General features: G+C 33.0%; 16 protein-coding genes. 3 read left to right on the plus strand and 13 right to left on the minus strand.

Annotated features, from left to right (window positions below; genetic code table 11):
• Nucleotides 1-16: 16 nt before the first annotated feature.
• Nucleotides 17-787, minus strand: a complete 771-nt coding sequence (gene nucF, locus CAB05_RS13360; protein WP_088000536.1) for a 5' nucleotidase NucF — start codon at nt 785-787, stop codon at nt 17-19.
• A gap of 31 nt (nt 788-818) precedes the next feature.
• Complete coding sequence (locus CAB05_RS13365) at nt 819-1,268, minus strand: DUF86 domain-containing protein (RefSeq protein WP_088000537.1); 450 nt, start codon at nt 1,266-1,268, stop codon at nt 819-821.
• A gap of 270 nt (nt 1,269-1,538) precedes the next feature.
• Between CAB05_RS13365 and CAB05_RS13370 the strand changes: the two genes are divergently transcribed.
• Nucleotides 1,539-1,808, plus strand: coding sequence for a DUF3055 domain-containing protein (locus CAB05_RS13370; RefSeq protein WP_088000540.1), 270 nt, complete (start codon nt 1,539-1,541; stop codon nt 1,806-1,808).
• 211 nt (nt 1,809-2,019) lie between these two features.
• On the opposite strand, the gene CAB05_RS13375 is transcribed toward CAB05_RS13370, so the two are convergent.
• Nucleotides 2,020-2,295 (minus strand): YutD family protein, encoded by a 276-nt coding sequence (locus tag CAB05_RS13375; protein WP_088000542.1) that lies wholly within the window; start codon nt 2,293-2,295, stop codon nt 2,020-2,022.
• A gap of 90 nt (nt 2,296-2,385) precedes the next feature.
• On the opposite strand from CAB05_RS13375, the gene CAB05_RS13380 reads away from it, so the two are divergent.
• A complete protein-coding gene (locus CAB05_RS13380; protein WP_088000544.1) occupies nt 2,386-3,000 on the plus strand; it encodes a YhcN/YlaJ family sporulation lipoprotein in 615 nt (204 codons plus the stop codon).
• Between the two features lie 220 nt (nt 3,001-3,220).
• Here the strand turns inward: CAB05_RS13380 and lipA are convergent, their stop codons facing one another.
• Nucleotides 3,221-4,108 carry a lipoyl synthase gene (gene lipA / locus CAB05_RS13385; RefSeq protein ID WP_088000546.1) on the minus strand — a complete coding sequence of 296 codons (888 nt, stop codon included), beginning with the start codon at nt 4,106-4,108 and terminating at the stop codon, nt 3,221-3,223.
• A 177-nt stretch (nt 4,109-4,285) separates the two neighbouring features.
• Between lipA and CAB05_RS13390 the strand changes: the two genes are divergently transcribed.
• Complete coding sequence (locus CAB05_RS13390) at nt 4,286-5,287, plus strand: M23 family metallopeptidase (RefSeq protein ID WP_142283114.1); 1,002 nt, start codon at nt 4,286-4,288, stop codon at nt 5,285-5,287.
• 154 nt (nt 5,288-5,441) lie between these two features.
• Here CAB05_RS13390 and yunB read toward each other — a convergent pair whose 3' ends face one another.
• The 9 genes from yunB to CAB05_RS13435 all read right to left on the minus strand — a co-directional run bounded on the left by yunB (nt 5,442) and on the right by CAB05_RS13435 (nt 14,210).
• Nucleotides 5,442-6,266, minus strand: a complete 825-nt coding sequence (gene yunB / locus CAB05_RS13395) for a sporulation protein YunB (RefSeq protein WP_088000550.1) — start codon at nt 6,264-6,266, stop codon at nt 5,442-5,444.
• A gap of 102 nt (nt 6,267-6,368) precedes the next feature.
• Entirely contained in the window at nt 6,369-7,475 is a 1,107-nt protein-coding gene (locus CAB05_RS13400; RefSeq protein ID WP_088000552.1) for an HD-GYP domain-containing protein, read from the minus strand.
• Nucleotides 7,476-7,682: 207 nt separating this feature from the next.
• A complete protein-coding gene (locus CAB05_RS13405) occupies nt 7,683-7,985 on the minus strand; it encodes a YunC family protein (RefSeq protein ID WP_088000554.1) in 303 nt (100 codons plus the stop codon).
• A 69-nt stretch (nt 7,986-8,054) separates the two neighbouring features.
• Nucleotides 8,055-9,461: a bifunctional metallophosphatase/5'-nucleotidase gene (locus CAB05_RS13410; protein ID WP_088000556.1), complete on the minus strand. Its 1,407-nt coding sequence runs from the start codon at nt 9,459-9,461 to the stop codon at nt 8,055-8,057.
• A gap of 15 nt (nt 9,462-9,476) precedes the next feature.
• On the minus strand, nt 9,477-10,307 hold the full coding sequence (locus tag CAB05_RS13415; RefSeq protein ID WP_088000558.1) for a sulfite exporter TauE/SafE family protein: 831 nt from the start codon (nt 10,305-10,307) through the stop codon (nt 9,477-9,479).
• Between the two features lie 140 nt (nt 10,308-10,447).
• A complete protein-coding gene (locus CAB05_RS13420) occupies nt 10,448-10,972 on the minus strand; it encodes a DinB family protein (protein WP_088000560.1) in 525 nt (174 codons plus the stop codon).
• Nucleotides 10,973-11,181: 209 nt separating this feature from the next.
• On the minus strand, nt 11,182-11,589 hold the full coding sequence (locus CAB05_RS13425; protein ID WP_158093268.1) for a polysaccharide biosynthesis C-terminal domain-containing protein: 408 nt from the start codon (nt 11,587-11,589) through the stop codon (nt 11,182-11,184).
• Between the two features lie 36 nt (nt 11,590-11,625).
• A complete protein-coding gene (locus CAB05_RS13430; protein WP_167374472.1) occupies nt 11,626-12,597 on the minus strand; it encodes an NAD-dependent epimerase/dehydratase family protein in 972 nt (323 codons plus the stop codon).
• A gap of 14 nt (nt 12,598-12,611) precedes the next feature.
• Nucleotides 12,612-14,210 carry a glycosyltransferase gene (locus tag CAB05_RS13435; RefSeq protein WP_088000567.1) on the minus strand — a complete coding sequence of 533 codons (1,599 nt, stop codon included), beginning with the start codon at nt 14,208-14,210 and terminating at the stop codon, nt 12,612-12,614.
• Between the last annotated feature and the right edge of the window lie 53 nt (nt 14,211-14,263).

Raw genomic sequence — 14,263 nt, forward strand, 5'->3', positions numbered from 1 at the left:
TTTATCAGAGATTTTATTAAATATATTGTAACCATTCTTCTAATGAGTGAACTGAATAAGTAGGTTGCTTTTCATAATCAGCTAACATTTCTTTCGTAGTTACACCCGTATGTACAAGTAAAGTATCTATACCAGTATTAATTCCAGCTAAAATATCGGTATCATAATAATCACCAACCATTAGCGTATCTTCTTTTGGCACTCCTAGTACTTTTAATGCTTGTTCCATAATAATTGATTCAGGTTTGCCAATAAAAATTGGTTTGACTGTCGTAGAAACTGCAATCACAGATGTTAATGATCCATTGCCAGGTAATAGTCCTCTTTCAGTTGGAAGTGCAATATCACCATTTGTAGAAATAAATGTGGCACCGTTTCTAACTGCAAGGCATGCTTTCGCTAATTTCTCATAATTGATATCTCGATCTAGACCACTTACAACAAAATCTGGTTGATCATCAGTTATTTTTAGGCCAACTTCCTCCAAAGCAAATGTAAGCCCCTCTTCGCCTATCATATAAACTGATGCATTTTCTTTCTGTTCTTTTATGTAATTGGCTGTTGCATTACTTGTTGTAAATACTTGTTCCTTTGTCGTAGGAATATTAAAGCGATTAAGCTTATCTGCAACTTGTTCTGGTTTACGTGTTGAGTTATTTGTTACAAATAAATAAGGAATTCCTTTTTCTTTTAATGCTTCTATAAAACGACTAGCCTCTTCAATTTGTTCTTCACCTCGGTACATGGTACCGTCTAAGTCAATTAAATAACCTTTATACTGCTTCATGTTGACACTCCTTCAATCCTTTTAAGACCTTTTATTTCTCTTTGTCGCTACTAAAGGCATTTACGACACCAAGTTCTTTATTCAAGTAATTATCCACTGCAATTGGAAATTCTTTATATGCACTAATATTTTCTGAAAAAGTAGACATGATTGTTTCGGTAATTGATGTTGTATAATCCTGTAATAAATGCTTACGAATCGGTATTAGTTTTTTAATTGCTTCTCCTAATTCTTTCGTAATTACTTTTTCATCCATTAATATATCAACAATATCATCATAACTACCAGGATCCCTCATGATGAATCCGTCAATCATTGCATTACCAATGTCTAAAATACTGTCGATAAAAAGCTGCGCCATTCTTTCAAATGCAAGCACCTCAGTTTGATTACTTGGTTTACTATTTGAATCATAATAATTAAGCATTGAGTTGATTACTTCTATTCGATCAATAATACTTTGACGATTAATAAAGTACATATGTACACTTCCTTCTCAGTTCTATCTTCTACATTTTATGAACATATATTTATTTTATAGCTAAATTCGAAAAAAATCGACATCAATGAAAGCGTTTCTGCTCGATATTTGATATAGTAGATAGGTAAATGATTGGGACCCGACAGTTAATCTGTTGAACTTTGTAGTTAAAACAGCATTATATATGTTTACTCAAATTGAAAATCCCATCAAAAATGTAAATATTTTAAGAAAAATATATTGAATGATAAAATTAGGGGGTAACAAATAATGGGTGAACGTTTTTTCTTATATGATGATGTAACTCAAGCTAAAACAAGATTTGTAAGCTTTATGGGAGATGAAGAAAGGCATGACCTTGCTTTAATTTATTCTGATCGTCACTACGGAAAAGTTATTGTATTAGACATTCAAAGTAACCGTTTTGCAATTATTGGATCAGATGATTTGAAAGAAGAAGGTTATTTAGAATTTGCTTTTGGAATCACAGAAGAAAAAGCCGCAGAGTTATTAGATTTCCTTAGTGAGATAATTTATTAATTTAGATTTTTTTGTGGATAACCTTAATCGAATTGAAAAAGAGTGGATAACAATTAAAGTTGTCCACTCTTTTTGTGATTAAGTTCTAACTTATACACAAACTAATCTCATTCTTTACACTTATCCACATTATTTTTCACTATTTAAAAAAATCTAAAAATAATTATCCACAAAAATTAAATAAAAAAATTGATGGGTACTACACCACCAATTAGTTTTTAATCTTTTTCAAGACAAAATATTTACATCCAAAATTGCAGTATTCATAAATATATTCACGCAATGTACTAATTTTAGAATCATATGGTACATTTTTTTGCGAGTCATCAAAAAATCCTCTTAAGCGCAATTGCTCATATCCCCAATCGCCTACGATATAATCGTACTTCGAAAGGATTTCTGCATATCTCGCTTTAAAAGCTTCTTCATTAAAGCCTTCACGATAGTCTTCAACAATTTCATAACAGGTATTTTGAATGCAAACCATATTATTTCTCCTTCCTTATACTCCCATAAATATGTAATCAACTTATTTGGCATACTAATTTTACAATCCTAATAAAAGGTGGTTTTAGGTATGCGCAAAATTTTAGTTTGTTTTATCACTTTATCATTTTTAGGTGGTTGTTCATTTGGTCCAAGTCAATCTAGACAATTTGAATATGAGGATACTTCTTATAAAGATGAGCAAAGAACAAATACGCCTAAAAAGTTAAATACAGCACCAATGGAACTAGGTGATGTGAACAATAAAGAAGAATCTTCTTACAAAGATTATGGCTTTTCTAGGCTACAAAAGCAAGAGGTTTCAGGTAGAGATGGCGAATATACTTTAAAAATCGATAAACAAGAAGTTGCAAAATTTATTTCTTATTTAGAAGTTAAACTCCCTTCAGTTGATGATGCTGCTACATTTGTAACTGATCAAGAAGTCTTTATCGCTTATAGTACACATGATGATCAAAACAAAGTTAGACATCAAGTTGAAAAAACTGCCCGCTCTGCTTTACCTAGTTACTATCATATTTACACATCAAATAGAGTAGAAAATTTTAATAATATTGAAGAGCTTCAAAAATATGGTGATTTAACTGACGCACAATTAGAGGAAAAAATTAAATTTTTAGCAGAAGGTTTCGACGTTGATAAACAAAGCTTACACTTCGATAAAATGTCTAATGATCCACATTAATGTCAACTTGAAAAGCACTAGTAAAAGCTAGTGCTTCTTGTATGTAGAGAGTAAAATTAGAGTTCAGACTGCCTGAAAACGCTTGTCTTTCGAGGCGTGAAGCCTGAAGAGGAGCGGAGTTACCTAAAACGGTAATGAGCACCGCATGCAGGCGAAACAACGAAGAAAGCGAGCGTTTGTCAGGCAGTCTGAAAGCACTAGCTTTAGCTAGTGCTTTTTATTATTGTGCCTGTTTAGCTGATTGAACTTGCTCATCAGCATGGTAAGATGAACGAACTAATGGTCCAGATTCACAGTGTGAGAATCCTTTTCCTAGTGCAACCTCTTTAAGCGCTGCAAATTCGTCTGGAGTGTAATATTTCTTAACTGGTAAATGATTTTTCGTTGGTTGTAAATATTGTCCAAGCGTAATAATGTTTACACCTGCAGCGCGTAAATCATCCATTGCTTCATAAAGTTGTTCATTTGTTTCTCCTAGACCAAGCATGATACTTGATTTAGTTGGAATATCTGGATTAATTTCTTTTGCTCTACGTAAAAATTCAAGAGATCTTTCATACGTTGCTCTTGCACGCACACGTGGTGTTAAATCGCGTACAGTTTCGATATTATGATTCATAATATCTGGCTTAGCGTCCATTAACATTTTTAGGTTTTCAAATTTACCACCCATATCAGAAGGTAATACTTCAATTGTAGTAAATGGATTTGCTTTTCTTACTTCTTTAACGGTTTCAGCAAATACCGCCGCTCCACCATCTCTTAAATCATCACGTGCAACTGCAGTAATAACTACGTGTTTTAAATTCATTTGTGTAACGGATTCTGCAACACGTACTGGCTCTTGTAAATCCAGTTCAGTAGGTAAGCCCGTTTTAACAGCACAGAAACGGCATGCTCGTGTACAGATTGCTCCTAAAATCATAAATGTAGCAGTTTTTCTTACTGCCCAGCATTCATGGATATTTGGACAACGAGCTTCTTCACATACTGTGTGAAGATTTTTTGAACGCATCATCTTTTTTAAATCAGTATACGATTCATTCGTGTTTAATTTTATTTTTAGCCATTCAGGCTTTCTCAAATACTCTTCTTTTTTTGATGCCATTTGAAATTCCTCCAACGTTTATCGTTTACGACATATTTCAATATCAATTCCAATATTACTATATATTACTACATTTTTCACAGAGATGAAAAACTTTCGTCTATATCTCCCTATAATTTCCATCTATGAAAGTCGCTCCTTTAACCAAACTAAAGAAGAAAATCTAATTAAGGGATGATGGTTTTGAAAAAAATAATTGTACTCTTTTGTATGGTGGTTATCTTCATAACACCATCATTTGCAGGTGCTGAGGAAATTGACCAGGCAAAGTTAGACCTGGAACGAATGTCATTATATAAAAAAGGCGAAGCATTAACTTTTATTCCATGGTACTATTTCGCAGCAATTGATACATATGAGCGAAACGTCCGAAGTGTAAGAAATGATATTCCTAAACGTGAAAATGGCGTACTTTCAATTTATATTAAGCCTGAAGACTGGAGCGGATTAGTCAATCCAGTTAAAGAAGACTCTTACCTTCCAACCATTCATTTATTTGGTGGAATAGGAATGGATGGTAATAACGATGGTAAAGCTTCAATCCAAGACGACGAAGACTTATTATTTGCATTCATACATCGTTTACATTTCTATGGACCTTCAAGGCAGTATATTAGAATGATGTTATGGGATTATTACCAAAGAGCGATTACCGTTGATATAATCGATGAATATGCACGTATATATCAATACTTTGGAAAACTCAATATTACAGGAAATGCATTCCCGCTACCAATCCGGAGTGAACATAGTTATCGAAGTACTTGGGGTGCTCCTCGTAGCTTTGGAGGACGAAGAGTACATGAAGGGACAGATATTTTCGCAAACTATGGTACGCCTGTTAGAGCAACCTGCTATGGCGTTATTGAAACAAAAGGTTGGAACCGTATTGGTGGGTGGAGAATTGGAATACGTGATTTAAATAATAACTATCATTACTATGCACATTTAGGTGGATTTAATAAAGAAATACTAAAGGGTCAGGTAGTAGAGCCAGGAACAATTATTGGCTATGTTGGCAGTACTGGATACGGTCCTCCTGGAACATCAGGCAAATTCCCTCCACATCTACATTATGGAATTTACAAGGATAATGGCTACTCAGAATGGTCTTTTGATCCATTTCCAAGGCTTCGATTATGGGAGAGACAAGATCGAATAGCACGAAGAAGTAGCTGATCAAATTAAAAAGCAGACATTGTGGTGTCTGCTTTTTATTTTTTGGCTCTGTTAATATTAATTGTTTATTTTAGCTAAATACATCAAGAGTATGAAAAGAGGATAGCCGGTTCGAGAGTAATTGGAGTGGAAATCAACATTCTTTTAACAGAGCCTATTTTTTATTAGTCGTATTAGGTGTCGTTTGATTTGGTGCAAATGGAATATAGCTTGGAACTTCCCCGTCAATAATCTCAGATGCAATTGGCACTTGTACTTTAACCTTTGTCGATTTGGAGGTAAATGGAATAATGACATTCATATTTACTTCAACATTCATGATAATTTCTACAACTGAATTATCAAATCCAAATGGCTTTACCTTTTGTGATACATTCGCAACTGCATCTCCAACTACTGAGAATCGAACAGGAATTGTCGGTCCAAGTTTTCCTAACAACACGGTGTTTGTCATGACCCCAATTGGTACGTCTATATAAAATCCTTCATTATCACTTTTCATCTTCTTTAATTCAGATTTTGATAAAGATAGAAACGAAAGATCTCCTTGTTCAACTCTTCGAATATTCTCTTCAACATTACTTGTCGTTGAACCGATTATTTTATTGATTAAATAAGTATTTGTACTAATAACTGTTTTTCCATTTTGATCAACATCGCGAATAATAATATCCTGCCCTTCCAGTTCTTTTGAAGCAGATTCATAAGCTTCATTTATGACAAGATTGGCAATCCGTTTCGTTTGCTTTTCTGAATACTTTAAAATTGTAGGAGAAAAAATCTTATCAACTTTCCAAAAGCCATAACAACCAAGGATAAATAGTAACAGGACAATGACGACATACTTATTAGGTAGCTTTTTTCGAAATGATTGTAGAACTGGAATTGATTTAAAAGAATTAGATTTAAAAACACCCTGTGATTTTTTTTTCGTAATAAATCTATTTCCTGGAACACGTTTGTGTTTAAATTTTTTCATCCGTATCCATGCCCCCCTATTAAATGGGTATGCATGTCATGGCATGTTCATTCATCTTCTCTTCAATACAAAAAAGATGTTCCATCTTACATGGAACATCTTTTATTGAAATACTCTTTGTTTTAAAGTTGTATCACATTCTGTAATCAATAAATGCAGGTCATCAAACAAATTCACTTCGTATGGAATACTTACTTCATATCCATTTTCTTCAATAATACGAATAATTGGACGATCAGATGATGCTGCATTTTGTCTGGCAACGATCCCACGACGACCATCATTTAGTTTAACAGTTAAGCCTGTAGGATAAATCGACAATGAATCTCTGAATAATCGGACTAATTTTGCGTCAAACAACTTATGACTCCCGCTGTATAAAAGCTCTAATCCTTCATGAGGTAACATCGCTTTTCTATATACCCTGTTAGAAGTAACCGCATCAAAAACATCCGAAATCGCTATTATTTTAGAGTACAGATGCATTTCTTCTCCAGATATCCCTTTTGGATAACCGCTTCCATTTATACGTTCATGATGTTGTAGTGCACAAATCGCCACAACTGAATGAATATTAGGAACTTCTCTAAGAATTTCATATCCAGCAGTCGTATGTTTTTTAATTAATTCATACTCTTCTTCAGTTAAACGTTCTGGTTTATCTAAAATCTGAATCGGTACCACCATTTTGCCAACATCGTGTAGCAGTGCCCCGAGACCTAATAAATCTAATTGGCTTTTATTTAACCCTAATTTCGTACCGATTGCTAGTGAGTACATTGTGACATTTAATGAATGCGTAAATATATACTCATCATAAGAAAATACGTCCGTTAATAGTGAAAGCATATCATTGTTATTCCTTAATTCTTTTAACAATGATTCAATTATGCCTTTTAATTGAGGAGCCGACTTTTCTAGTGAAAGCCATCTAAGGTGAAGCTCTTCATTTTTAAATTTTACAAAAGCATCTTCAATTTTTTTGGTACTCTCAATTCTAAGCTCGTCTGAAATAGTAGAGTCTAATTCTAAGCCATCAGAAAGAGGATCGTGAATGAAGACATAGGATATACCTAACTTATGTAGACGATTAATCATCATCACTGTTAAAGGAACATTAGCATTAACTAAAATTTTTCCCTGTTCATTATAAATTGGCTTCCCTAAAAGTGTGCCTGGAACAAGAGTTGAAGTCACGACAATTCTCATAGTTTTCTCCCTGATATACTTTTTATTAAATATATGGTTGCTCAGATGAGTAAATTCGTGATGTCATTTCTTAATAAGATTCTAGTTGATTTTTAGCACCTGAATAGATTTTTCTACTTTTTCTGACTATATTTTACTTTATTATACTATTTATAACGGTTAAATTTTAAAAAAATTAAGCCACTAAACGAAATTTAGTGGCTGATTTTATAACATTTTTAATAATGCTTCCCTTCCAATCATACCTTTTTGAATCCCGAGTCTTTCGGCTTCAACAGTAATTGATTCTAATGGGGCATTTAATAACTCTTCAATTGTTTTGACTCCGACTGCTCGACCGGCAATAATTTTGCGATCAAGAAGCCTCTCATTTAAAAGTGCGACATCTAAAGCCCCACACATAATATACCCTTTATCATTCATAACGACTAATAAAGTAGTTTTTGGAAGAAGGACAGTTACCGCATTAAATGTATGATCCTCAATCTTAATAGGTGTTAGTTGAATCAAGTTCACCGCTCCTTTCTCATTCTAAAATATGAGAAAAATTTAATAAATGAACCTGTCTACCATACAAATTTACATACTTTTTAGAGCCCAAAGTAACACATCTCGGATAAATTCAGGCATATAGTATTTCTTATTTTTCGCTTCACTTATTTGTGGGAAAAATTTCCCAAAAGTAAATAAATCTAATGTGCCTAACTTATAGTTTCTCGATAAATCTAACATTTCACCATTAATAAATATATCTTCACGGTAAAGATGTCTTTTTACATGCCTATTTACAATTGTGACCCCGTCGTATACCATCATCCCAATCACTTTACCTCTAAATCCAAAACCCTTCATTTTTAAATGCACTAGCTCTTTTTCTTCTCCACGGTTGATTACTTCTAGTAATTCTGATCCAGATAAATAAACTGTACATGGATTGATTGGATGTGGGCAAATACGATGAATATGACCTCTCGTCACAACACCTCTGTTTAGACCATCAAGTAAAATCCCAGCATTAATTAAACTAATATCGGCCTCTGTCCACTGCTTTAAAGAATTTGCCAAAATTCTTGGAAGTAAACTTTCTTTAAACCAGTTTGTTGGTAAGTTTTTTGAGAGTAGAGCGGTAGGTTCACTAAGAATTTCTTCGCTCATTCTCATTAAATATGCTAAATAATGGCTTGTAGGTTCATCTTGGTAATGTTTCGGTATATTATGTATTTCTATAACCGATGCAGTTTTATTGATTATTTGTTTCGTCTGTTTGTTCACAGTCAACAATACTTCACCAAGATAATTACCATGTTTGCCGGTTCCACATAATAATGTATTTTCTAGATATTCTCCGTTAGGTAGCAAATGATGTGTATGGGCACCAAGAATCACATCGATTCCCTTGAATTGTTTTGCAATCATTTGATCGATTTTTAACCCTAAATGTGAAAGTACGATAACGATATCTGACTGTTCAGTAACGATCGGGAGTATTTGTTCTAGACTTTCTATAGGGTCTTGAATACTCCAACCAAGACAATCATAAAAAACTGGATAAGAAATCGTTAATCCAATAACGCCAATTTTCAAGCCATTTCTCTCATAGATTTCATACGGCTTACTGAATGCTTTCGAATTTTCCTCTTTGATCATTAAGTTACTTACTAAAACGTCAAAACTTGCATGCTCATATAATTTTAGTAAATCCTCTTTAGCTAAAGTTATTCCTTCATTGTTACCAATCGTAACAGCATCATACTCTGCTTCATTTAATAGATTTACATTCCCTTTTCCTATAGTTGCTTCAGAAATTGGATGAAATCGGTCGACGAAATCTCCAATATCAAAGGTTAAATATTCTTCACCATTTGTTCTAGCAAGTTCCCTTTTCGATTTTAATAGCCCCACAATTGTTGGCCAAGTTTCAAAGTGACTATGAATGTCATTTGTATGGAACAATCGAATATTTAAATTTTGATTATTTGAATCCATTGTTCCACTCCTTCGTTATATATTTTCTAACATCAATTTTATACCATATATTAAAACGACTAGTCTTAACAACAAGGCAATTGTTTCTGTTTTTAATTTTTGATTGATAAAGGCACCAATCTTTCCACCAAACCATGCACCTGGTATTAATAAAAGTGCATAATAGAAGTTTATTGATCCAATCGCTAAATACGAAATAGAACTTCCAAGAGTCGTAAACATCACTACAAACATCGATGTTGCGACAGCGAGTTGTGGCGGAAAACCAAATAAAAAGGCCATCATTGGAACCAACATAATGCCTCCACCAATCCCAAATAAACCTGAGATTAGACCAATCAAAATAGATAATCCGATAGCCAATGGTAGACTATAACTATATGTATATGCTTCACCTTCATCATTTGTATATGTTCGAATAACACCTTTATATATTTCTTTTGATTTTCTATTCAGTTTAGTTGAAACAAATAGAAATGCAGAAATACAAACTAAAAGAATCCCAAAAAATAATGTAAAACGTTCAGTATTTAAAAGCGAATTTATATAAGTACCTAGCAGACTCCCAGGAACGCTTCCGATTAAAAATAAAAGACCACTCTTAAAATCAATTCTTTTTTGTTTATGGTAAGCAAGAGTTGATGAAAGTGAGGAAAATACGATTGTAACTAAAGAAGTAGCAACTGCAACATGAATCGGTACCGTCGAAAATGCAGTTAAAAACCGATCTATATTTAAAAGCATCGGAACAATAATAATTCCTCCGCCTAGACCAACTAGCGAACCGACTGTTCCTGCTACCAATCCTATACTCAGTAGTATAAGAACCTGTAATAAAATGTCCAACCCCTATTTCTCTCCTTAAGTAACGTTAGTTGTATTAATCTCTCTTTATGATAAATAATAGTTTAACACAAAAAAACTCGAATTTCTTCGAGTACTGTTGTTAGGATTCTCATTGATACTAAAATACTAATGATGAAAATCTACTTTTTAAGTATACTTAAATATTCTTTCCATGGTCCAACATCTTCTCCGTAACTCTTTGACATTACCCTGACTATTTGACTGATATGTGTCAAATCATGGACAACCCAAGTAGACAGCAATTCTCTTAGTTTAACACTGCCAAATTCAGGATGAATACCAGATAACTCAAGATGTTCTTCAGGGTCTATTAGCAGTTGTAGTTTTGCGATATTTTGAGCCCTAATTGACTTAAATTCAAGCACTCTCCCTTCAATCGACTTAGTCTGTTCTTTATTTAAGTGCGAAAAACGATCAAATAAAGGAAAATGTTTATTTTCATCTTCACCTAGAATGCATTCAATTCTTGCCATCCAATTTGTTTCCTCTGCTTCTATTAGGTGATCAATCACTTCAGAAACATTCCATGTTCCTTCACCTTCATTACTTTGTAACCATCTATTGGAAAGACCTGATAAAAAATATTCTAATGTTAGTGGGGTGCGTTCTAAAACCTCAATTGCTTCATTCAGATTAAAATTCATCTAACCACTCCATTCTTTGATAAAAACTAAATAAACTTAATTAATTATAGATTTTAATTGTCACAAATAAAACATAAATTCGATCATCCCTTTTATTACATTGGTAAATTAGATCAAAAAAAAGAAGACGAACTTAAGCAGTTCGCCTTCTTATCCTTAAAGAATATTAGCCAATTGATCCTTCCATCTAGGCCTTAGATGAAAATTATTTATTGTAAGATTTCCATATTGAATGTATCTGTATCAAGTTTATTATATTCCTTAGATGAAACAGCAAGCATGATTAACGGCAGATCTCCTTCGTTTTTAAAAGCATGCACTACATAGGGTGTAACTTTTAAAATCAAATTATCACTTGATGAAATATTGATTTCTTCCAATGTACCTGTTTCCAGATTCTTTAGTGCAACCTTTGCCTTCCCACTAACAATCACAAAATACTCTAAAGTTTTTTTATGATAGTGGTTCCCTCTAACACTTCCCTTTTCAGAATACAGCAGGTACACCTCTTCAATTTGTACATTTTCCACTAACTGACTTTTCATTACAATTTTTTTTAGACTTCCTCGCTTATCTACAAAAGGTCGAATGGAAATTAATTCAAATCCTTTCTCCAAAATAACAACTCCTTCCCACCCTATTACCGTCTTCCTTTATCTACCTGTTCCTTTAAATTTTTCTTTATTTCTTGTATACCAATCAATGGTTCTTTTTATGCCATCATGGAGGCTTATTTTAGGTTCCCATTTTAAAAGGGTTTTAATTTTAGTGGTATCAGGCTGTTGTCTCCAAACTTCATTTTCCCTATAAGGAAGTGCACCATAATTTGGTTTTTTATTTGGGGTCATTTCATTGTAAATCATGTCAACATAGTGCTTTAGCTTATAAATAGCACCACTGCCTATATTGAACATATCGTTTTTAATAGTTTCATTTTGGGCAGCCAAAATAAAACCTTCAATAATATTTTCTATATAACAATAATCCCGATATTGTTCACACGGAGTTAAATTAACATCTTTGCCATCTAAATTAGATAAAATAATATAAGGAAAGAATTTATGACTTCCCTCTTTCTCTCCAAATACACCAAAAGGCCTCAGAGTTACAATATCTATTTCATTTTCCGCAGCAATTTGGTGGGAAATAATGGAAGATGAGGCTTTAGTACTTCCATATATACTATCGGGCTCTAAATGAGAGTTCTCTTTGATAATATCCTTTTTATCACCGTACTCCATACAAGTACCTACATTAATAAATTTCTTGCACCCTACACCTTTTAAAGAATTTAACATATTCATAGTCCCTATGATATTGGTGTTAACTGCAGTTAAATAATCCTTTTGTCTAGAATCTACCCCATACGCACCAACATGAAAAATATATTCTGGCTTAATCTGTTTTACGCAATTGTCAATTGAAACGGAATCTCTTAAATCAATCAGATGGATGTTAATATCCTTTTTTAATTCTTCAATTCTCCATAAATCGGATGATTCCCTAACTATAATGGATACATCAGCTTTTTCATTTACCATTTTTTGCACGACATGAGATCCAATGAATCCATTTGCTCCAGTAATTAAAACCTTTTGATTATAAAAATAATTAGTCGCTGCCATAAATTCCTCCAAAGTTATTTTTCTGGATCAAAAGTTCTAGTGGGACTCTCCATGACTTTTAAACCTGAAAACTTATTCGGCCATTGGTCTAAATACTTTTGGTCTAACCATAGCTCTACTTCCACTTTGTTAAAACACCAATTAATACAATCCTTCTTCCATTTGTACAGGCATTCTAGTCCGATTTCATCTCTGTTAAATCCTATTAGTCCAGCATCATACACACCATAATTCTTTTCTTCTTCAGAAGTAACCGGCCTCCTGAAAATTAAAAGAGAGTTCCCACGCTTCAATTCATAAAATAAGTTATTAAAATCTATATAAAGGTTGTTATCAACGTCGGTATAAACAAGAGAATTTACTTGATAATTATTTTTAAAAATATATGAAATAAAGGAAGGTTTTAATGTCCGGTTATATTCCTCAGGGTTTCGAGTATCTTTGATACTTAATAACTCGTTGCCTTCAAGATTTGTTAAATTGATAAGAATGACATGATCTAAATTCAATTTGTAAAAGAAGGAATAGGTGCTCTCATCTAGACAGCAAATCCATAGTTGAAAATTGGGTGTATTCTTCTTTAAGGAGTTAAAAAGTGCTAAACCTTGTTCTAGGGATTCTTTGCCTATAATTGTACATAGGTTATTTTTTTCTTTATCTGCTGACGAATTTATTTTAAGGTTAAAATAATTTCTTATATGATAATCTTTTTTACTCTTTTCTTGAACGAAGTTACTGTCCACTTCTTTTATTTTATTCATCATTGCTATTGAGGCATTTATATAGGGAATATAAATATGCTTAGTGACGTCATCTCTGCAATTCATTACATAATTACAAATATCAAAGACATTGCCATCATAGTATTTAAACCCATAAAAATGGAAAAATATTATTTTTTCATTATTTATAAATATATCTTTGTCTTTTTTAATAACTGGACTTTCTATTAACCTGTAATTTATGATATAAGGAGTAAGATTGACCCCTACATTCTCAATAATACCAATATTCTGAAATCTTACCGGCCAATCATTTGCATATACCTGGTCGCTCCAACGTCCTTTTTCCCATCTGTCAAAACACCATTCTATCAGCTTCTCTCTAAACCAATGAAGGCATACCATCGAATATTCATCTCTTTTAAAACCCATAAAACCGGTATTATAGATGCCGTTCGTTTCGCCTAATATACTATGTTCCTCAAGCCATTTTTCAGCTGTTAGCGTAACAGAGTATTCTCCCCATTCGGTAAAAATAGGTTCCGGATTCGAAAAAAAGAAGGTATCTCCGTCCAGCCATACAATATGATCGATTTCTTCGAATTGGTTTAATAGATATATACATACCGACGCTTTACAGGTCCAAATATATTCCTTGTCATTTCGAGAGCTTTTTACCGAAAGTAATTCTTTGTCTTCCTTTTCAATCTCTTCCAAACTTATTATGGTTGCATTAGTTAGGTTCATTTTCTCAAATAATTTTTTTGCTTCTTCATGAAGACATATCATAAAAAAATGAAAATCTTTATCATGTTGTTCAATTGAGTTGTATAATAATAAACCTTTATAGGCGTAATCCTTACTAAAGGTTGAGCAGTAATAATGTTTCAACTGTTCAAACTCCTTTCAAGTTTAAAATTTAGTCTGCAGCGCTTAGGTATCCC

The sequence above is a fragment of the Gottfriedia solisilvae genome, from assembly GCF_002128405.1.
GTDB lineage: Bacteria > Bacillota > Bacilli > Bacillales > Bacillaceae_G > Gottfriedia > Gottfriedia solisilvae.

Bases quoted from the DNA above. Each gene is read 5' to 3' on its own strand.
- nucF (WP_088000536.1), bottom strand. From the start codon at position 787: ATGAAGCAGTATAAAGGTTATTTAATTGACTTAGACGGTACCATGTAC.
- CAB05_RS13365 (WP_088000537.1), bottom strand. From the start codon at position 1,268: ATGTACTTTATTAATCGTCAAAGTATTATTGATCGAATAGAAGTAATC.
- CAB05_RS13370 (WP_088000540.1), top strand. From the start codon at position 1,539: ATGGGTGAACGTTTTTTCTTATATGATGATGTAACTCAAGCTAAAACA.
- CAB05_RS13375 (WP_088000542.1), bottom strand. From the start codon at position 2,295: ATGGTTTGCATTCAAAATACCTGTTATGAAATTGTTGAAGACTATCGT.
- CAB05_RS13380 (WP_088000544.1), top strand. From the start codon at position 2,386: ATGCGCAAAATTTTAGTTTGTTTTATCACTTTATCATTTTTAGGTGGT.
- lipA (WP_088000546.1), bottom strand. From the start codon at position 4,108: ATGGCATCAAAAAAAGAAGAGTATTTGAGAAAGCCTGAATGGCTAAAA.
- CAB05_RS13390 (WP_142283114.1), top strand. From the start codon at position 4,286: ATGGTTTTGAAAAAAATAATTGTACTCTTTTGTATGGTGGTTATCTTC.
- yunB (WP_088000550.1), bottom strand. From the start codon at position 6,266: ATGAAAAAATTTAAACACAAACGTGTTCCAGGAAATAGATTTATTACG.
- CAB05_RS13400 (WP_088000552.1), bottom strand. From the start codon at position 7,475: ATGAGAATTGTCGTGACTTCAACTCTTGTTCCAGGCACACTTTTAGGG.
- CAB05_RS13410 (WP_088000556.1), bottom strand. From the start codon at position 9,461: ATGGATTCAAATAATCAAAATTTAAATATTCGATTGTTCCATACAAAT.
- CAB05_RS13420 (WP_088000560.1), bottom strand. From the start codon at position 10,972: ATGAATTTTAATCTGAATGAAGCAATTGAGGTTTTAGAACGCACCCCA.
- CAB05_RS13430 (WP_167374472.1), bottom strand. From the start codon at position 12,597: ATGGCAGCGACTAATTATTTTTATAATCAAAAGGTTTTAATTACTGGA.